The 18783-nt window shown below is 45.4% G+C and carries 26 protein-coding genes; 16 read left to right on the top strand and 10 right to left on the bottom strand.

Translation table 11 applies throughout. The annotated features are described in order from the left end of the window. Positions 1–4 precede the first annotated feature (4 nt). The gene (gene xseA, locus ICN36_RS04635; RefSeq protein ID WP_216227227.1) at positions 5–1219 is read right to left on the bottom strand and encodes an exodeoxyribonuclease VII large subunit; all 1215 of its coding nucleotides are present in this window, start codon (positions 1217–1219) and stop codon (positions 5–7) included. 313 nt (positions 1220–1532) lie between these two features. Here xseA and ICN36_RS04630 point away from each other — a divergent pair, with 313 nt between their 5' ends. The 6 genes from ICN36_RS04630 (at position 1533) to adk (ending at position 5634) form a co-directional block, all read left to right on the top strand. Then, entirely contained in the window at positions 1533–2201 is a 669-nt protein-coding gene (locus ICN36_RS04630) for a MotA/TolQ/ExbB proton channel family protein (protein ID WP_216227226.1), read from the top strand. Beyond that, positions 2198–2689 carry a biopolymer transporter ExbD gene (locus tag ICN36_RS04625; RefSeq protein WP_216227225.1) on the top strand — a complete coding sequence of 164 codons (492 nt, stop codon included), beginning with the start codon at positions 2198–2200 and terminating at the stop codon, positions 2687–2689. Before ICN36_RS04630 ends, ICN36_RS04625 begins: the two co-directional genes overlap by 4 nt. 25 nt (positions 2690–2714) lie before the next feature. Beyond that, on the top strand, positions 2715–3806 hold the full coding sequence (lpxK, locus tag ICN36_RS04620; RefSeq protein WP_216227224.1) for a tetraacyldisaccharide 4'-kinase: 1092 nt from the start codon (positions 2715–2717) through the stop codon (positions 3804–3806). 72 nt (positions 3807–3878) lie between these two features. Further along, on the top strand, positions 3879–4058 hold the full coding sequence (locus ICN36_RS04615) for a Trm112 family protein (protein WP_216227223.1): 180 nt from the start codon (positions 3879–3881) through the stop codon (positions 4056–4058). Between the two features lie 21 nt (positions 4059–4079). Further along, a complete protein-coding gene (kdsB, locus tag ICN36_RS04610) occupies positions 4080–4844 on the top strand; it encodes a 3-deoxy-manno-octulosonate cytidylyltransferase (protein WP_216227222.1) in 765 nt (254 codons plus the stop codon). A gap of 124 nt (positions 4845–4968) precedes the next feature. After that, positions 4969–5634 (top strand): adenylate kinase, encoded by a 666-nt coding sequence (adk, locus tag ICN36_RS04605; RefSeq protein WP_216227221.1) that lies wholly within the window; start codon positions 4969–4971, stop codon positions 5632–5634. Between the two features lie 98 nt (positions 5635–5732). On the opposite strand, the gene ICN36_RS04600 is transcribed toward adk, so the two are convergent. Further along, on the bottom strand, positions 5733–6026 hold the full coding sequence (locus ICN36_RS04600; protein ID WP_216227220.1) for an addiction module antidote protein: 294 nt from the start codon (positions 6024–6026) through the stop codon (positions 5733–5735). Between the two features lie 148 nt (positions 6027–6174). On the opposite strand from ICN36_RS04600, the gene ICN36_RS04595 reads away from it, so the two are divergent. Beyond that, the gene (locus tag ICN36_RS04595; RefSeq protein ID WP_216227219.1) at positions 6175–7347 is read left to right on the top strand and encodes an ATP-binding protein; all 1173 of its coding nucleotides are present in this window, start codon (positions 6175–6177) and stop codon (positions 7345–7347) included. Here ICN36_RS04595 and nrdR read toward each other — a convergent pair whose 3' ends face one another. Beyond that, the gene (gene nrdR, locus ICN36_RS04590; RefSeq protein ID WP_215321463.1) at positions 7348–7794 is read right to left on the bottom strand and encodes a transcriptional regulator NrdR; all 447 of its coding nucleotides are present in this window, start codon (positions 7792–7794) and stop codon (positions 7348–7350) included. Between the two features lie 39 nt (positions 7795–7833). Then, a complete protein-coding gene (glyA, locus tag ICN36_RS04585; protein ID WP_216227218.1) occupies positions 7834–9078 on the bottom strand; it encodes a serine hydroxymethyltransferase in 1245 nt (414 codons plus the stop codon). Positions 9079–9154: 76 nt separating this feature from the next. Between glyA and tolQ the strand changes: the two genes are divergently transcribed. The 9 genes from tolQ to ICN36_RS04540 all read left to right on the top strand — a co-directional run bounded on the left by tolQ (position 9155) and on the right by ICN36_RS04540 (position 15201). After that, a complete protein-coding gene (gene tolQ, locus ICN36_RS04580) occupies positions 9155–9811 on the top strand; it encodes a protein TolQ (protein WP_216227217.1) in 657 nt (218 codons plus the stop codon). Between the two features lie 35 nt (positions 9812–9846). Then, complete coding sequence (tolR, locus tag ICN36_RS04575) at positions 9847–10266, top strand: protein TolR (RefSeq protein ID WP_216152154.1); 420 nt, start codon at positions 9847–9849, stop codon at positions 10264–10266. Between the two features lie 23 nt (positions 10267–10289). Next, a complete protein-coding gene (locus ICN36_RS04570) occupies positions 10290–11123 on the top strand; it encodes an energy transducer TonB (RefSeq protein WP_216227216.1) in 834 nt (277 codons plus the stop codon). 3 nt (positions 11124–11126) lie between these two features. After that, the gene (gene tolB, locus ICN36_RS04565; RefSeq protein ID WP_216227215.1) at positions 11127–12449 is read left to right on the top strand and encodes a Tol-Pal system beta propeller repeat protein TolB; all 1323 of its coding nucleotides are present in this window, start codon (positions 11127–11129) and stop codon (positions 12447–12449) included. A gap of 130 nt (positions 12450–12579) precedes the next feature. Further along, positions 12580–13086, top strand: coding sequence for a peptidoglycan-associated lipoprotein Pal (pal, locus tag ICN36_RS04560; RefSeq protein ID WP_216227214.1), 507 nt, complete (start codon positions 12580–12582; stop codon positions 13084–13086). Next, positions 13087–13818 (top strand): tol-pal system protein YbgF, encoded by a 732-nt coding sequence (ybgF, locus tag ICN36_RS04555; RefSeq protein ID WP_216227213.1) that lies wholly within the window; start codon positions 13087–13089, stop codon positions 13816–13818. A 10-nt stretch (positions 13819–13828) separates the two neighbouring features. Beyond that, complete coding sequence (gene queC, locus ICN36_RS04550) at positions 13829–14563, top strand: 7-cyano-7-deazaguanine synthase QueC (RefSeq protein ID WP_216227274.1); 735 nt, start codon at positions 13829–13831, stop codon at positions 14561–14563. Positions 14564–14669: 106 nt separating this feature from the next. Next, positions 14670–14924 carry a type II toxin-antitoxin system prevent-host-death family antitoxin gene (locus ICN36_RS04545; RefSeq protein WP_215362623.1) on the top strand — a complete coding sequence of 85 codons (255 nt, stop codon included), beginning with the start codon at positions 14670–14672 and terminating at the stop codon, positions 14922–14924. Next, positions 14911–15201, top strand: a complete 291-nt coding sequence (locus ICN36_RS04540) for a type II toxin-antitoxin system RelE/ParE family toxin (protein WP_216227212.1) — start codon at positions 14911–14913, stop codon at positions 15199–15201. The genes ICN36_RS04545 and ICN36_RS04540 overlap by 14 nt, the downstream gene beginning before the upstream one ends. Positions 15202–15210: 9 nt before the next feature. Here ICN36_RS04540 and ICN36_RS04535 read toward each other — a convergent pair whose 3' ends face one another. The 6 genes from ICN36_RS04535 to ICN36_RS12115 are packed head-to-tail and all read right to left on the bottom strand — an operon-like array spanning position 15211 to position 18742. Beyond that, positions 15211–15828, bottom strand: coding sequence for a riboflavin synthase (locus ICN36_RS04535; protein ID WP_216227211.1), 618 nt, complete (start codon positions 15826–15828; stop codon positions 15211–15213). Positions 15829–15838: 10 nt separating this feature from the next. Next, the gene (gene ribD / locus ICN36_RS04530; protein WP_216227210.1) at positions 15839–16951 is read right to left on the bottom strand and encodes a bifunctional diaminohydroxyphosphoribosylaminopyrimidine deaminase/5-amino-6-(5-phosphoribosylamino)uracil reductase RibD; all 1113 of its coding nucleotides are present in this window, start codon (positions 16949–16951) and stop codon (positions 15839–15841) included. A gap of 17 nt (positions 16952–16968) precedes the next feature. After that, positions 16969–17517 (bottom strand): Tfp pilus assembly protein FimT/FimU, encoded by a 549-nt coding sequence (locus tag ICN36_RS04525; protein ID WP_255531233.1) that lies wholly within the window; start codon positions 17515–17517, stop codon positions 16969–16971. After that, positions 17510–17839, bottom strand: a complete 330-nt coding sequence (locus tag ICN36_RS04520; RefSeq protein ID WP_216227209.1) for a hypothetical protein — start codon at positions 17837–17839, stop codon at positions 17510–17512. Before ICN36_RS04520 ends, ICN36_RS04525 begins: the two co-directional genes overlap by 8 nt. Then, a complete protein-coding gene (locus ICN36_RS04515; protein WP_216227208.1) occupies positions 17836–18489 on the bottom strand; it encodes a hypothetical protein in 654 nt (217 codons plus the stop codon). Before ICN36_RS04515 ends, ICN36_RS04520 begins: the two co-directional genes overlap by 4 nt. Continuing rightward, positions 18413–18742: a prepilin-type N-terminal cleavage/methylation domain-containing protein gene (locus ICN36_RS12115; protein ID WP_216227207.1), complete on the bottom strand. Its 330-nt coding sequence runs from the start codon at positions 18740–18742 to the stop codon at positions 18413–18415. The genes ICN36_RS04515 and ICN36_RS12115 overlap by 77 nt, the downstream gene beginning before the upstream one ends. Positions 18743–18783: the final 41 nt, after the last annotated feature.

The following is an 18783-nucleotide window of genomic DNA, read 5'->3' as shown; positions in this document are numbered from 1 at the left end:
TTGCTTACTTCACATCAGCGACTTTAGCTAACTCTACTGTCACACTACCCTCGGCAACCTGTATTTCATATTCTTGATCTAGAACCAGTTCATTTGGTTTACGCACTGCATGCAACTCTTCTTTGTTTTTGCTCAGTATCACCGCATAACCACGCTCTAACGTTCTCTGCGGATTGAGCATCTCTAACTGAGACTGATAGTGCGCTTGATTACGCTTCCAGTTTTCCATGCGCACTAACCATGCTTGATTTAATCGTTGCTGCCAGCCATGAATTTGTTCGCGCATGCGATCTGGGTTAGGTAAGGCATGACTGAGCCTCAAGGCTAATTGATCTAAGGTTTGTGCCTCGCGCTCAACTCGCTGACTGATGCGCTGAAGCAAGGCCTGCATGATGGCGTCGAGCTCTTGCAACATTTGATCTCGGCGTGGCGCCGCAAGCTCTGCCGCACCCGTAGGAGTTGGTGCACGTAGGTCAGCAACAAAATCGGCAATGGTGAAATCGGTTTCATGCCCAACACCACTTACGACCGGAATGGATGAATCTGCAATCGCATAAGCGAGTTGCTCATCATTAAATGCCCACAGATCTTCAATGCTGCCACCACCGCGCACCAGCAAGATGACATCAACTGCTTTTTCTTTATTAGCAGCCTTGAGTGCGGCAACAATTCCAGCGGGAGCATCGGGACCCTGAACCAAGGTTGGATAAATCACAATCGGAATATGCGGCGCTCTTCTTGCCAAAGTGCTTAAGACATCTTTGAGTGCAGCTGCTTGTGGTGATGTGATGATGCCAATGGATCTTGGATGCGTTGGGATCTCACGTTTGCGCTCATCATCAAACAAACCTTCTTTAGCGAGTTTGGCTTTGAGTTTTAAGAAGGCTTCATAAAGTCCACCCATACCTGCGCGACGTAAAGTCTGAACGGTGAGCTGAATATCTCCGCGAGGAACATACATACCCAGATTGGCGCTTACCTCAACCAAATCTCCGGATTGCGGCATAAACCCGACCTGACCATTACGGCCACGAAACATGACACAGCGAATCTGCCCCTCTTCGTCTTTCAAAGAGAAATACCAGTGCCCGCTGTCATAGGCTTTGAAGTTCGAAATCTCCCCGCTGACCCAGACGGTATCGAAACGGTCCTCCAAAGAGGCAGCAATGGCGCGGTTTAGATCGCCAACACTCAGAATTTCCCTTGATATTTCCGACATTTTTTCTCTTTAATCACACGGCCATCTGGCTTAGGCGCCAATAAATATCCACAGATACCGACTCGCTCCAGGTTTAATGCTCATAAGTAAGTAATTACTGACCCAAAACGTCTCATAAATCCAACATACAAAATACAAGTCATTGATTTATATGAGAATTAATCTGCTCAATAAGCTCAATTTAAATCAATATAAAACCTAGCTAACCATCTATCAAGGACTTACGGGGCAAATTGAAAAAAGTTTTGCACAGAGTTATCCACAGGCTAGCTTTCTGAAACAGGCTTTTTAATTCAGCTAAAGTACTGAGCTTATGTACTCCATCTTACTATCCGCTGGCTGGCCCATTTGGCCCCTCTTGATTATTTCCATTCTGGGCCTAGCTATTGCCTTAGAGCGGACCTGGTATCTACGACAAACCCATATTTTTCCCAAAAACAGTCTGGAAAGTTTCTTTTCTCTTGCAAATCAGATTGTTGGGAGCAAATCCCCAGTTTCTGAACAGCAGATTGCAGCATTGGCCAGCCTTTCCCCAGCAAGCCCTTTATTGGCAAGCGCACTAAAAGAAAAATTGTCTGGCAGTAGTTCCGAGGCTGCTTTAGAAGAATTACAGGCCACCGCACAAGCGACTTGGCAAAATTTAGATCGCTACCTTGGTGCGCTAGCTACGATTGCCACGATCGCCCCTTTGCTTGGTTTATTTGGCACAGTGGTTGGCATGATTGAAATTTTTGGTAGCCAAGGCGCAATAAATGGCACTGCAGGTAGCCCGCAACAATTGGCGCATGGTATCTCAGTGGCTTTGTACAACACTGCATTTGGATTATTGATCGCCATTCCAGCGCTTGCTGCATGGAGAGGTCTACGTGCAATGGCCAATCAACGTCAACGCGAATGCGAAGAATTTACTCGTCAACTGTTTAAGAAGCTCTATCCAAACTTTCCAAACGTTCCAAACGACGCCGTTAACACTTCAAAATGAGTTGGTTAGATACGCACCCACAAGCTAAGAGAAGATTTTCTCTAGGGGCAGGCGTTAGTGACTCTAGCGCTGCATCAATAGAACCAGAAATTAATCTTATTCCATTTATTGATGTGCTCTTAGTAGTGTTGATCTTCTTAATGATCTCTACAACTTTTACACGCTATCAAGAATTAGCTATCACCTTACCCACCGCCAATGGCAGTGAAAGCCAAGCAGAGATAAAGCAAATTCATATTGCAGTCAGTCGTGATGGCCGCTTTGCGGTTAATGGCAAAGTCACCGATCGATCACAACTCAGTAATGCGCTAACTCAGCTCAATGGACAAAGCGGTCAGAAGGATGGCGCCAACTCTTTGCAGGTCAACATCGATGCTGATGCAAGAGCGCCCCACCAGGCGGTCATGAGCGTGCTTGAGGCGGCACGCGATGCCAATCTCTCTAATATTGTCTTTAGCAGCCAGTTTAGTAATCAAACTAAGAAATAATTTCTGAATAAAGAAACTATTGTTCATGTCATTTTCACTTTTCCGTAAAGCGCCCAAGTTTTGGGAAAGACGTGGTCCTACTAGCCTATTGTTATGGCCACTTTCTTGGCTGTATGGCTTGGTGATACGCGTACGAAAGTTGATTCAGGATACCGGCCTAATAAAACAAAAACCCGCTTCAGTACCAGTCATTATTGTGGGTAATATTCGCGTAGGCGGAACAGGAAAGACACCCATCGTCATTGCTTTAGCAGAGCGCCTGCAACAACTTGGCTGGAGACCCGGCATCATTAGCAGAGGCTATGGTTCTTCTGCACAAACCACTCCATTGCAAGTTAGTAGTCATTCTGATCCATCTTTGGTGGGTGATGAACCTGTATTAATTGCAAAACGTACGCATGATCAATTTCCGATCTGGGTCTTTCCAAAGCGTCAGAAAAGTATTCGGTCTTTACTCAAGCATTCGCCAGATGTGAATGTCATCATCAGCGATGACGGCCTTCAACATAGTGGCTTAGCCCGCTGGCCTGCTCGCGAAGGTGGTCGTGATATCGAATTTGTAGTGCGTGATGGACGGGGCGAGGGCAATCGCTTTTTACTGCCAGCCGGTCCTTTGCGCGAACCAGCTACGCGTGGACGTGATGCGACTTTATTGACTGGAAAAACAAAAGGTACCCAATCTAAGTCTGGTCCTCATGAAGAATATTTTTTAGGGCGTCGTGCATTTTCGCTGCAGGGCAATTTGGGAAATGCTTATCAATTGATCAACCCAACAAATACACAGACACTTGCTCAGATTGCCGATAGTTATTTGCCTAATAAGATTACTGCTATTGCTGCCTTAGGCAACCCGCAACGCTTTTTTGATGATTTGCTCAAACAAGGTATTGCCGGCAAATCTATTCCCCTCTCAGATCACGCCACTTTCACTCCTGAATTCTTTGCCAAGATTAATGCGCAATGCATACTCATTACCGAAAAAGATGCCGTGAAATGCGCTTCGATTACAGACGAGCGTATTTGGGTTGTCCCAATGAATCTCACCTTGCCAGATAGTTTGGCTGACTGGCTGCAATCTATCCTACAAAGACCGGATCCTTATCGCTACACCTTGTAGGTTTAGCCTACATAGCACTACACTGTGTCCTCACTTATTTAAACTCTTCATTTAGATCACTGCAAAGAAATCATGGATAAACGACTGCTCAATATTTTGGTTTGCCCTTTGTGCAAAAGCCAACTGCATTTAGATGCCGAGAAACATGAACTCATGTGCAAGGCGGACCGCTTGGCTTACCCCATTCGGGATGATGTGCCAGTGATGCTTGTTGATGAAGCACGCAGCATGAGTGCTGATGAAATCGTTTAATTAAATAAATATTACCTTTTAATGAACGCTGACTCCAAGGCTCCCGATTTTTTAGTAGTTATTCCAGCTAGACTAGGATCAACACGCTTACCACGCAAACCTTTGGCCGACATTGGCGGCAAGCCCATGGTGATTCGCGTAGCCGAACGCGCCAAACAATCACTTGCACAAAGCGTAGTAGTAGCAACTGATTCACCAGAGATACAAGCCGCTTGTGATGAGCACCGCATCGAGTGCTTACTGACTAGCGCAGATCATCCAACAGGAACCGATCGTATTGCAGAGGTTGCGCAGCTACTCAAATTACCCAACAATGCATTGATCGTGAATGTACAAGGTGATGAGCCGCTCATTCCACCAGAACTTATTAATCAAGTTGCTAGCACTTTGGCACAGCATAAAGAGTGTGCTATCTCCACGGTTGCCGTACCCATTAATGAAACATCAGAGATCAATAATCCCAATGTGGTGAAGGTAGTACTGAATCGCTTAGGTGAGGCACTGTATTTTTCAAGAGCACCGATTCCTTTTGTGAGAGATCTTCAAGCCAATCAAAAAATAGAGCATTTACGCCATTTGGGGATTTATGCCTATCGAGCTGACTTTTTACAGGCCTATACCCGCCTAGAACCAGCACCCCCAGAGCAAGCCGAAGCATTAGAGCAATTGCGCGCCCTGTGGAATGGCTATCGCATAGCTGTTCATACCGCATCAGAAGCGCCCCCAGCTGGGGTTGATACCCTAGAAGACCTTGAAAGAGTACGTCAGTTACTGACTCGCTCCTAGGCTAACTGAGGTCCAAAAGCCAAAGCCACAGTGGCTTTAAGTTTCTCGGGGATAATCCTAGGCAATAGCTATCTAAGATCCCGACAAAATACGGGACAATGACAGCTCTTCTAAGGGGAAAACAATGCGGTTGATTCTGCTCGGTGCACCAGGTGCTGGAAAAGGCACACAAGCTCAGTTCATTTGCGAAAAATTCGCTATTCCACAAGTTTCCACAGGCGATATGTTGCGCGCTGCTGTGAAAGCGGGAACTGAACTCGGCGTTGCTGCTAAAAAAATTATGGATGCCGGTGGCCTTGTTTCTGATGACATCATCATCGGTCTCGTAAAAGATCGCTTAACTCAACCTGATTGCAGCAAAGGTTATTTGTTTGATGGTTTTCCAAGAACTATTCCTCAAGCACAAGCGATGAAAGATGCTGGCGTTCCTATTGATTACGTTTTAGAAATCGATGTGCCATTTGATGCCATCATCGATCGTATGGGAGGACGTCGTGTTCACCCAGCTTCAGGTCGCACCTATCACATCAAGTACAACCCACCAAAGGTTGCGGGCAAGGACGATGTGACTGGTGATGATCTTATTCAGCGTGATGACGATAAAGAAGAAACTGTTCGCAAACGCTTACAGGTTTACGACGATCAGACCCGTCCATTAGTGGAGTACTACTCCTCATGGGCTGCGCAGGCCAATTCAGCCGACAAGGTAAAGGCACCAGCCTATCGCAAGGTGAATGGTACTGGTAGCGTTGAAGACATTACTACTTCGATTTTTGCTGAATTGAAGTAATTCAATCTCCATCAATTAAAAAGGACTACATTGAACTGACCCTGTTGAATTGGACTTAGTGTCCAACTTTTGTGGGTCAGTTCAATGTAGTCCTTTTTTTATGCATGAACACTTAATTTCATACCCAACGCATTTATTACCCTGGCTACCGTCTCAAATCGTGGGTGTGCTTCAATTTTTAAAGCTCTGTAAAGAGCTTCTCTGGTTACCCCACTCTTTTTGGCAATAGCAGTCATTCCTTTTGCCCTCGCAATGTCTCCAATGGCTGCAACGAATAATGCAGGATCTCCATCTTCTAGGACAGCAGTCAAATATCCAACGATATCCGCTTCGGTTTTTAAATAATCTACGACATCAAGCTTTGGTAATTCGCTAATTTTTATGTTCTTCATATAGCCCTTGATCGTGCAATACATCTATTGGGTAATTGTAATCAATTGATTACATAAGTTTATGAAATCCCTGCCTTCCAAATGGTTGAATATAAGAATCTTATGCAATATTATGTTTTTTTCATAACCTTACATAAGATTGTTATATATGGATCCTCGTAGAAACCCATTCTCTCCTGGCGCTGGCTCTGCACCACCAGAGCTATCAGGTCGTGACAAAGTTATTGAAGATGTGTCCATTGCCTTACATCGCATTAGAAATGGTCTATCTGCAAAAAGCATATTAATAGTGGGCCTCAGAGGGGTTGGTAAAACAGTTCTACTAAATAGATTAAAAAATGATGCTGAATCCGAAGGCTTAGTCTGTGTTCAGTTTGAGTCTCCAGAAAATCGCAATCTACCAGCAATGATTGTTCCAAGTCTTAGAGCAGCCCTATTCAAATTAAATAGACTGTCAGGACTGAGTGATAAGGTTGCTAAGGCAGCAAGAATACTTGGCAGTTTTATCTCCTCTGCAAAAGTTAAATATGAAGGCATGGAATTTGGATTTGATCTAGGCACTGAGCCAGGCGTCTCAGACACGGGCGATCTTGATTACGATTTATCAGAACTCTTACAAGCAATTGGTGAGGCCGCCAAAGAAAAAAAGACGGCAGTGGTTCTATTTATCGATGAATTGCAATATGTTCCTGAGCTTGAGCTGGCAGCCCTTATCTCAGCACTCCATGGGTGCGCTCAGAAAGGATTGCCGGTAGCTTTGGTAGGGGCAGGGTTACCACAATTAGTTGGAAATGTTGGAAAAGCAAAATCGTATGCTGAACGTTTGTTTGATTTTCCGGAAATTGGCCCCTTACTACCAGATGCGGCAACAAAAGCACTTCAGCTTCCCGTGAGTCAACATCAAGTCAGCTTCGAAACTCAGGCTATTGAGCAAATCCTTAGACAGACAAAGGGATATCCTTATTTCCTGCAGGAATGGGGAAGTATGTGTTGGGAGGTTGCCAACTCTAAAGTTATTACAGAAGACGATGCTTTAGCAGCTACCGAACTAGCAATACTCCAATTAGACTCAAGTTTTTTTCGGGTGAGATTTGATCGCTGTACACCCATGGAAAAAAACTACCTAAGGGCTATGGCTGGCATCAATAGCCCAGCCCCAAGATCGGGAGATATCGCAAGCGCCATGAATAAGGAGGTTCATCAAATAGCCCCATTAAGACAATCCTTAATAAGCAAAGGAATGATTTATAGCCCGGCCCACGGAGATACTGCATTTACAGTTCCACTTTTTGCAGACTACATGAAGCGCATGTTGCCGTAATTACTTCAATTCTTTTAAGGCGCTCTCGAAAGATTCAATATCCGCAAAGCTTCTGTAGACCGAAGCAAAGCGGATATAGGCTACTTTATCGAGACGCTTGAGCTCACGCATCACCAACTCCCCTACGCGCTCACTAGGAATCTCTTTCTCACCCAAACTAAGAAGCTTCTCTTCGATACGCGCAATAGATTCATCGACGGAGTCTGAAGATACTGGGCGCTTACGCAGCGCTAGCTTGATTGAGCTAGCTAGCTTATCGTGACTGTACTCAACCCGGCTACCGTTCTTTTTAACAATGGCTGGCAGTACTAATTCAACGCGCTCATAAGTTGTAAAGCGCTTATCGCATTTGGCGCAACGGCGACGACGGCGAATAGTATCGCCCTCGTCTGATACCCGGGTATCAAGAACCTGGGTATCTTCGTTATGGCAAAAGGGGCAGCGCAATGAGCTCTTCTTTTCTTAGTTGGGTTGCCGATTGCTTGCTTAACCGTAAACTGGGAAACGCTTAGTGAGCTCGGAAACTTGAGCGCGCACCTTAGCGATATTCTCTGGATCATTTGGATTATCCAAAACGTCAGCAATAAAGTTTCCAACTTGTCTTGCTTCTGCTTCTTTAAATCCACGTGTAGTCATCGCTGGTGAGCCCAAACGTATACCACTCGTCACCATTGGTTTTTCTGGATCATTTGGAATGCCATTCTTATTACAAGTGATATGCGCTTCGCCTAATACACGCTCAGCTTCTTTGCCGGTCATTTTCTTAGCACGCAGATCAACCAACATCACGTGAGAATCTGTACCGCCAGAAACAATACGCAATCCACGAGCAATTAAAGTTTCTGCAAGTGCTTTTGCATTAGCAATTACTTGCTTTTGATACTCCTTAAAGCTCGGTTCCTGTGCCTCTTTAAATGCCACTGCCTTAGCAGCAATCACATGCATCAAAGGACCCCCCTGCAAGCCTGGGAACACCGCAGAGTTAATCGCCTTCTCGTGCTCAGCCTTCATCAAGATGATGCCGCCACGGGGGCCACGCAAACTCTTATGGGTTGTAGAAGTAACAATGTCTGCATGTGGCACTGGGCTTGGATAAACACCAGCAGCAATCAAACCAGAGTAATGCGCCATGTCAACCATAAAAATCGCGCCCACTTCTTTTGCTAACTTACCAATACGCTCCCAATCTATTACGAGAGAGTAGGCAGATGCACCAGCAATAATCAATTTAGGTTTGTGCTCACGTGCCAAATGCTCCATTTGCTCATAGTCGATCGCTTCATTTTTATCGAGGCCATAAGAAATTGGGTTGAACCATTTACCACTCATGTTCAGAGCCATGCCATGAGTTAAGTGACCACCCTCGGCCAAGCTCATGCCCATAAAGGTATCGCCTGGCTTTAAGAAGGCCAAGAACACTGCTTGATTGGCGGATGCGCCGCAATGCGGTTGCACGTTCGCAGCTTCAGCACCATAAAGTGCTTTTACGCGATCAATCGCCAGTTGCTCAGCAACGTCTACAAATTCACAACCACCGTAATAACGCTTACCGGGATAACCTTCAGCATACTTATTGGTTAACTGAGAGCCCTGTGCCTGCATTACTGCTGGCGAAGCATAGTTTTCAGAAGCAATGAGCTCAATATGGTCTTCCTGACGCTTGTTTTCGCTCTGAATAGCTGCCCATAACTGGGGATCGGTTTTGGCTAAAGTGTTTTGACGATCAAACATGGTGATAATCCTGATGAAGTTAGATTGCTGCGTTAATTAACTTAGTAAAATCTACCTACATCATACAAAATCCACCATGACCTCTACACAAGACCTCTCATTCCTCTCCCTAGTCCTCAATGCCAGCCTATTAGTACAGTTGGTAATGTTGTTATTACTCAGCATGTCTGTGGCCTCCTGGACCATTATTTTCAAGAAAACGGCCGTTTTACGTGGGGTCCGCCAGGATACCGAGCGCTTTGAACGTGACTTTTGGGCTGGTGGAGACCTCAATATCCTCCTGGAGGCCGCCCAGCGCAATACCCGTAGCGATGCCGTGCTGGAGCATATTTTTGAGGCAGGGATGCAGGAGTTCAACAAGGGTCGTGAGATTGACGCTGCCCGCCGCGCCATGAAAGCCACCTACCAGCGCGAAATGGACCTCCTGGAAGCCAATCTACCTTTCTTAGCATCCGTAGGCTCAGTCTCCCCTTATATCGGCCTCTTTGGCACCGTCTGGGGCATCATGCATTCCTTTCGTGGCTTGGCCAACGTACAAAACGCGACCCTTTCAGCTGTAGCCCCTGGTATTGCTGAGGCATTGATCGCAACAGCGATTGGTTTGTTTGCAGCGATTCCAGCAGTGGTTGCTTACAACCGATCGGCTACTGATGTCGATCGCCTCTCCATTCGTTTCGAAACCTTTATTGAAGAGTTCACCAATATCTTGCAGCGTCAAACTGCTGGACGCTGATTGAACTAATAAGTAAATCGATAAGCGAAAAAAATATGGCCGGATCTACATTACGTAAAAACAAACGTCGGGCGATGTCTGACATCAACGTCGTTCCCTATATCGACGTGATGTTGGTATTGCTGGTGATCTTCATGGTCACAGCGCCAATGGTTAATCCAGGCGTTGTTAATTTACCAACGGTTGGTGGCGCGAAAGTGCAATCTTTGCCGCCCGTCTTCTTAACTATAGATGCAAATGAAAATGTCATCGTGCGCAAAGATGGTGACCCAACACAAACACTGAATAAATTTGAGCTTGGTGCTTTTGCGCGATCACAAGCAGAAAAATCTGCCGATCAACCTATCGTCATTGCTGCTGATAAATCCATTAAATATGAAACAGTAATGGAAGTGATGTCCAAACTCAAAGAGAATGGCGTTAAGCGCGTTGGCCTTGCGGTCAAGACCCAGTAAGGCTCTTGCCTTCATAGCTGCTCATGAATAGCGCACCTTCTTTTCAGCCATCGCTCTCGCCGTTTAAGCGAGGTCGATATACCAAATCCGAAAGCACTAAGCGCGCCTTTACTTTTTCACTGATTGCGCATTTGGGTTTGCTTGCTTTTTTGATATTTGGTATTAGTTGGAATAACTCCACATCTTCTGGCGTTGAAGTTGAACTATGGGATTCCGCTCCACAGGTTGAGGCACCTCCTGAGCCCGAACTGAAAACAGAAGTTAAAGAAGAAGCTGCCGACATCGCAGTCAAGAAAAAGAAGGTTGAGAAAGAGCCGTCTAAAAAAGAGGTAGTGAAGGAAACTCCTAAAACAGTAAAACCTCCTCCACCTAAGGAGAAGGTAAAAGAAAAAGAAAAGCCGAAGAAAGAAGATCCACCGAAAAAGGTTGAAGCTCCTAAAGCAGTATCGCCAGCAGAAACTAAAGCAAATGCCGCAGCAGAAAAAGTCCGCGCAGATCAATTAGCGCGCTTACGTGCTGCAGCCGGTGCCGAAGGGGGTAGTGGCGGCACAATCGGCAGTGGTGTTGGAGGTGGAGGCAATGCACCTCCAGGCTGGACCGATAAAGTCATCAAGAAGGTCAGACCTTTGATCGTCTTTAACCCAGAATCCGTGAGCGGCAACCCAGCAGCCGTCGTTTTGGTAAGCCTTGCTCCAGATGGGGCTATTTTGAGTACCAGCATTCAGTCTTCTAGCGGTAATGCCGGCTGGGATCGCGCGGTATTACTGGCTCTTTCACGTGCAGAGAGCCTGCCAAAAGACGACAATGGCAAAATTCCTCAACGAGAAGTAAAACTGACTTTCAAACCCAAGGATTAATGCATGCTGCACATAGCAAAAAGACAGATACAGAAACAAGCATCAAAACTGAATTCTTTTGGCTTAGTCATATTTGCACTATTCATTAGCTTGGCAACACCTGCGCTAGCGCAGATGAATATTGAAATCACTGGTGTAGGTCAATCACTCTATCCAATCGCAGTCATGCGTTTTAAAGATGAAAACAAATTACCCACCAGCGTTACTGAAATCATTCGTCAAGATTTAGCTCGCAGTGGTTACTTTAAAAACACCGAGAACGGCAATGCCGTTGAGAGCGATGAAGGCACGCCGAACTATAAGTCTTGGGCCGCACGTGGCGCAGATGCTTTGGTAGTTGGCTCGGTTGTGCAAACTGGCAGCAATCAATTTGATATTCATTACAAACTTTTTGATGTTCGTAAATCTCAAAGTCTTGGCGGCTTAAATCTCAACTCCAGCACAGATAATTTACGCGCCGTAGCCCATAAGATTGCCGATGACATCATCTTTAAATTACTGGGCGAGCGTGGCGTGTTCTCTACCCGCCTCTCCTATGTCATTAAGGATGGCAAGCGCTATCGCCTAGTCATCTCGGATGCGGATGGGCAAAATATTCGTAATGCCATGAATAGTGGCGAGCCGATTATTTCTCCATCATGGTCACCTGATGGTAAGAAAGTAGCTTACGTATCTTTTGAAGATCGCAAGCCGGTCATTTATGTTCATGAGCTCGCTACTGGTCGTCGCATTTCTCTTTCAAATCAAAAGGGAAATAACAGTGCGCCAGCGTGGTCACCCGATGGCAAGAAGCTTGCTATCTCATTATCTAAAGATGGCAATACTCAGATCTATGGCATTAATGCAGATGGAACTGGTTTGCATCGTCTAACTCGTGGCAATACGATTGATACTGAGCCACAATATTCTGCTGATGGTCGCTATATCTACTTCACTAGCGATCGCGGCGGCAATCCACAGATCTATCGAATGAGTGCTGATGGTGAACAGGCTGAAGGTGTCAAGCGCATTACCTTCAAACAAGGTTTTGTAACATCCCCTCGCATCTCTCCAGATGGTAAATATTTAGCTTACATCGCCAATATTGGTGGAGCTTATCGCCTCTACATTCTGAACTTAGCTACCGGTGATGCTCAAGCGCTTACCGATGGCACTAGCGATGAATCCCCTTCCTTTGCTGCCAATGGGCGCTATGTTCTCTATTCCACCAAAGTGGGTGGTAAACGCGTTCTTGCTGCCGTTTCAGTGGATGGCAATTCCAAGCAGGTACTCAGCATTCCAGGATCTGATGTTCGTCAGCCGTCCTGGGGTCCATTCATGGATTAAGCCAAGAGCACACTTACGCTCGCCTATACCCCTTTTTAGGGGTTGAAATAGTCACTTTTGGTGCTCTTAGGGGCATAATATTGACTATTGATTCATTTATAGATTCAGTTCGTAGGAAAAAGGAAAATTCATGAAGATTTCTATCGCCCGTCGCGCAGCGACATTTGCCCTAATCGGCGCAACAGCACTTCTCATGGCGGCATGCTCCAGCGTCAAGCTAGATGACACAGATGGCGCCAATGGTAGCGGCAGCGGTAGCGGCAAGTTTGGCTCACAGCCATGGAATGATCCTAGCAGCCCGCTCTTTGAGAAGAGTGTGTACTTTGGCTTTGACGAATATACCGTTCAGACTAAATATCAAAAAATGCTATCTGCTCATGCAAGCTACTTAAAAGCCAACCCTAAGCAGAAAGTCATTATTCAAGGCAATACCGATGAACGCGGTACCGCTGAATACAACTTGGCACTTGGCCAACGTCGTTCTGATGCTGTGCGCAAATCGTTGAATTTGATGGGTGTTTCTGACGACCAAATGGAAGCCGTTAGTTTTGGTAAAGAAAAACCAAAAGCCGAAGGTGACAATGAGGCAGCTTGGGCAGAAAATCGCCGCGCTGACATTGTTTACATCACAAACTAAATGAAGATGCTTTCTTACTCTGCAAAACAAACGCTCTCACGAGCGTTTTGTTTAAGTGCTGCACTAATCTGTTTAGGCGCATCTAATAGCGCTTGGGCTCTTTTCTCGGATGATGAAGCGCGCAAGGCTATTTTGGACCTACGCAAGTCTCTAGCAACCACCCAGCTTGAGTTACAGGGTCAAATCGACAAACTCAAAACTGAGAATGCAGAGCTGCGTGGCAAAGTGGAAGAGCTTGAAAAGCAAGGTGAAGACATTAACAACAGTCAAAAGACTTACTACCAAGATCTCGATACTCGCTTAGGTAATTTTGAGCCACGTACTGTCACCATCGAAGGTGTCAGCGGCACGGTTCAGCCCGGTGAGAAGAGAGCGTACGACGATGCCTTAAAGTCATTTCAAGCTGGTAATCTCAAAAAGGCTGACGAAGGATTTACAGCATTTGCCGTTAAATATCCTAAGAGTCCTTACTTACCACTTGCCTTGTACTGGAGCGGGAACAGCAAATATGCAAATAAAGATTACTCCGGCGCGATTAGCCAACTGCAAAGCCTGATTAAGAGATTCCCGAATCATCCACGCGTTCCTACGGCAATGGTCACATTAGGAAACTCTCAATTAGAGAGTGGCAATAAAGTTGCCGCCAAGAAAACCTTTAGCGAGATTATTGCCAAGTACCCAGATACTGAAGCAGCCAAAGATGCGCAGCAACTCATTGCTGGCACCAAGTAATTCATCAGCCATGTCTAATTTGTCCGCTGCATTTGAATCACTGGCGCCCCGTAAACCAGGCGCTCCAGCGGTCATCCTGTTCTCTGGTGGTCTAGACTCCACTACCGTTCTAGCACTTGCTAAAGATCTTGGTTACACACCTTATGCATTATCAGTTGGCTATGGTCAACGTCACTCCTCTGAATTGGCTGCAGCTAAACATATCGCCAAACAAGTTGGAGTCGCAAGGCATGAAGTAGTGAATTTAGATCTCACTCGTTTTGGGGGATCCGCTTTAACTGATTCTTCAATCGCAGTTCCTATTACCCCTGGGAAAGATCAAGAAATTCCCATCACTTATGTACCAGCACGCAATACGATCTTGCTATCGCTTGCATTGGGCTGGGCAGAATCATTAGGTGGCCTGGATGTTTTCTACGGTGCTAATGCAGTGGATTACTCAGGCTACCCAGATTGCAGGCCTGAGTATGTAGCCTCTTTTGAGCATATGGCCAACCTAGCCACCAAGGCGGGTGTAGAAGCTATTAATGATGCAAATCGCTTTCGGGTGCATGCACCGATCATCAGCCTCACTAAAGCAGAAATCATTCAACTAGGCAGCACCCTAGGAGTGGATTACTCCCAAACAGTCTCTTGCTATCAGGCAAATGATTTGGGTGAAGCCTGTGGAGAATGTGAGTCTTGCAGATTAAGACAGGCGGGTTTTAAGCAAGCCAATCTAGTCGACCCAACCCGCTACAGATAAACCATTTTTAATAAATCAAATCCATGGGGCCGTAAGGCCCTATTTTTTTATGTTTGACATTTACAAAAAAGCGCATAATAATGCACTAAATTATGGGTATTTTTATATGAGCCTTACACAGACTATTCACGCCAAAACCACAGTCAGCATGACTGACTTAAGGCGCAATCCCAGCAAGATCATGGAAATCGCTGGCGACCTTCCCGTGGCCGTCTTAAACCACAACAAGCCCGAAGCCTATCTTTTGTCGGCAAAGGCTTATGAAGCATTGCTCGATCTAATTGATGATGTCTCGCTCATTAAAACCATTCAGGCTCGCAAAGGTGGCAAAACTGTGAAAGTGAAGCTTGAAGAGCTTTAATCTTGAGTTTCATACTCTTGCGCTAAAAGAATGGCAAAAATTAGATAACTCAATAAAAGAACAATTTAAAAAGCAATTACAGAAACGCCTGATTAATCCAAGAGTGCCCTCAGCAAAACTTCATGGCGACTTAGACGACTTTTATAAAATTAAACTGAGAACCGTCGGTTACAGACTCGTTTACGAAGTCATTGATCACAGACTTGTAGTTCTAGTGATTGCTGTCGGTAAGCGAGATCAAGATGCGGCATATCGAAAAGCAGAAGCTAGAAAATAAGAAGTAAATCTATTTACCTTGAGTTTCTAGCATTCTCGCCACATAACGCGCAATAAGATCCACCTCCAGATTCACGGCATCACCTTGCTTCAAGTTACCTAGCGTAGTGTTTTCTAAGGTATGTGGAATGATATTGATGTCGATGATGCAAGCGTTTGCCGTGTCTTCAGTCTGATTGACGGTGAGTGATACGCCATTGACGACAATAGAGCCTTTATAAGCCAAGTATTGCGCCAACTCTTTAGGCGCCTCAATGCGCAACAACCAAGAGCCATAAGCATCATTAACTACTTGTGCAAAGTGTGCGACCTTACCAACGCCATCTACGTGCCCACTCACTAAATGACCACCTAGGCGATCATTTAAGCGCATGGCTTTTTCAAGATTGACTGGGCCGACTTTATCCAAACCAACGGTTTTATTGAGGGACTCACGGGAGGTATCCAGGGCAAAGGAATTATTTGTTAGCTGGGTGGCAGTCATGCAAGCGCCCTGAATCGCAATACTGTCACCTAAGGCAACATCATCCAGATAGCCTGCTGGAACTTCGACAACTAAATGCAAGCCATCGCCTTTTGCTTGAGCGCTTTTAATTTGACCAACTGCGGTAATGATTCCAGTAAACATAGATGTAATTTTAGTTCTTAATTAAACGTAGTCGAAGATCAGAGCCAAAGAGACTGTGATCAATTACTTGCCACTGTTCTTTATCATTCAAGGAATTTAGGGGCGAAACATTGGCCATGCCAATACCATCGCCCATGAAGAATGGTGCGTAGTAGAGCAATAACTCATCAACACAGCACTCTCTAAGCAGGGATCCATTGAGCTTAAAGCCAGCCTCAATATGAATCTCATTCATTTCACGCTCTTTGGCCAGATACGAGAATAGCTTTGGCAGATCGACCTTACCAAAGGGGTTTGCCATAGCAATTACTTCAATGCCGCGTTCAGTAAATACCTTAGCTTTTTGCTGCATCTCAGAGCCATCTAGACTGGCGCAAACAATGATGACGCCAGATTGATGCCCATCCAAGATCTTTGAAGTAAGTGGTGTCTCTAATTTGGAATCAACGATGATGCGCCAAGGCTGTCGTTCAGTTTGTACATCTCGTACATTCAGGCTAGGGTCATCCCCTTTAACAGTACCTACACCAGTCACAATGGCACATGCTTGTGCACGCCAATGATGACCATCAGCTCTTGCAATCTGTCCAGTAATCCACTGACTGCGACCATCCGGCAATGCCGTCTTACCATCAAGACTTGCCGCAATCTTCATACGCACCCAAGGTAAACCTCGAGTCATACGTGAAATAAATCCTGGATTTAAAGAGCGCGCTTCTGACTCCATAAGCCCACAATGAACATTAATCCCTGCTGCTTTTAAACGCTCTATGCCTTTGCCGGCAACCAAGGGGTTGGGATCTGACATCGCTACAAATACAGTGGTCGGTTTAGCTGCAATTAAGGCATCTACACAGGGCGGTGTACGACCAGTGTGATTACATGGTTCTAAGGTTACATAGATGGTTGACCCAATAGGATCATTTCCGAGTGCTTTAGCATTAGCAAGAGCTTGAACTTCAGCATGGGCGCTACCAACCTTCTGTGTAAAACCTCTACCAATCACTTGGCCATCTTTAACAACGACGCAACCCACCCTGGGATTAGGGTTGGATAAATAAAGTGCTTTTTGAGCTTCGGCCACTGCCTCGCTCATGAACTGTTGGTCAACTGCGCTGTACATAGGGTCTATTAAACCATTCAATGACAACGCTTAGCATCTCTCGTGGGATCACAGATGCGCCAGCGCCCGCCGCTACCCAGAATCATTTGCCGCTCCAAGTCGGGGCTCCGACTGTGCCCCAGTATCAATCGATTGGCCACAAACCCGCCTTGAGCCGTTTTAGCAGCGCCAGCTGCGTTAAACAAAATGCCCTTCTTGCCAGAATGGGGGTCAATGAACTGCTTACCACCACCTTTAAAGTAAATAGGCTCAATACCTGCCTGCGTGAACCAGGGCTTATCGATACACCCTGCCTTCACAGACTTTCCGATACAGCCGCTTTTGACAATCCACCCCGCCTCCCACTGATCACCAGAAATGGGAACCAGATGCACGGGCTGGCCCAAATGAAGTGCTTGCTGACGAGCAAAGTGCGCATGACTGATAAATCTTCTGGCGATAGTATCAATTTCTCTGGCTGCTATTTGCTCTTGCAATAAAGGCATCGTCGCCATAGCAGCAATTGCAATGATTAAGACTACAGCCATTAATTCAAGAAGGCTGAATCCATCCTTTGATTTATTCAAATACTTGTCGCCAATTCATACGAGTTGCAACACCAGTTTTTTCATCAATGACAACACCTATTTGAATTGCTGGCTTTTCTTTACTGGAGATCAACCAATGGTTTTTACCAGCTGACTGAATAAAACATCTATTTTCTTTGAGATCAGCAAGAGCTGTTAAATTTTTCTCACACTCTAATACTGCACTTTCAGCGGAAATAAAATTTTTCTGTGCCGCTTCCATTGTTTTCACCTCTACGATGCGCAATGCGTTCAACCTCTCTAAATAAGCCACCAGAGAGGAGCAAAGCAAGAGTAGTGAAATTACCCAAGCTAAGATCAAAGCAGATTCCTTGTTGCAAAAATACGCTCTAGATCCATATTGAGCTTCGCCCCATCAGTCATTTGCAGCTTGATCTTAAATAGCCTCTGACCCATCATGGATTGGGTCTGAGTGGTATTGAGCTCCTCAATAAAGAGTCCATTCACACCATTCATCAGGGTAGTATTTTGAATCCGCCCTTGGCGATCCAGAGACTGGCATATCAGTGAGCCGCCATTGACTTTTTGACCCTTTGGAACTCCTGCTTGACAATCCACTAAGAATCCTTGTATGGCTAAATGATTCTTGGTGCGATCTTTAGTCAGGGTATTACCAATGCAATCAAAATCTACCCCATCCGATAATTCATGACGGATAGTCAAATCATCAGATCCTCGAAATCCTGATTTTTTATTTACTTCAAGAAATAAAATTGCATTTGTTTTATGTCCTGAAGTTTGGCTTCTTATTTGTGTATTTTGAATATTGCGATAGCCAGCAATGCGAATAGCGCGACCAATCAGCTCGAAGGCACGGTCTGCTTCTGAGATTAATGATTGTGTTTTTTCAAACTCAATTTGCTTGATAACTAAATCAGCGCTGGTTTTTAGCAACGGATTGAGTAGTAGTACGCACAGAGCGATTCCGACTAGACATTCGAGCAGGCTCATTAATTAAATTTTTGCCAGATAAATAGGAATTAGCTTTAACTTGTTGTTGTGTTTCATGGACATCCGACTCCTTTCTCAATTGCGATCTTTTGGCCTCTTGTTGGACTAGGTTTAAAGCAAGACGCTGATAGACCCCTACTGATGCCATCCAGACTCCCAAAATGATGCTCATTGCCACCAAAACCTCCAGCAAAATGAATCCCTGGCAATTCCGAGGGCCGAGACCTGAGTTGGATTGCTTTTTAGGGGGCATTACCCATTTTCAAAGCTAGGCTCCTGATCTGAAACTCCTGT

The organism is Polynucleobacter sp. UK-Gri1-W3 (assembly GCF_018881595.1).
GTDB lineage: Bacteria > Pseudomonadota > Gammaproteobacteria > Burkholderiales > Burkholderiaceae > Polynucleobacter.
The sequence above is the reverse complement of the archived record's forward strand: the minus strand, read 5'-3'. Positions and strand labels throughout refer to the sequence as shown.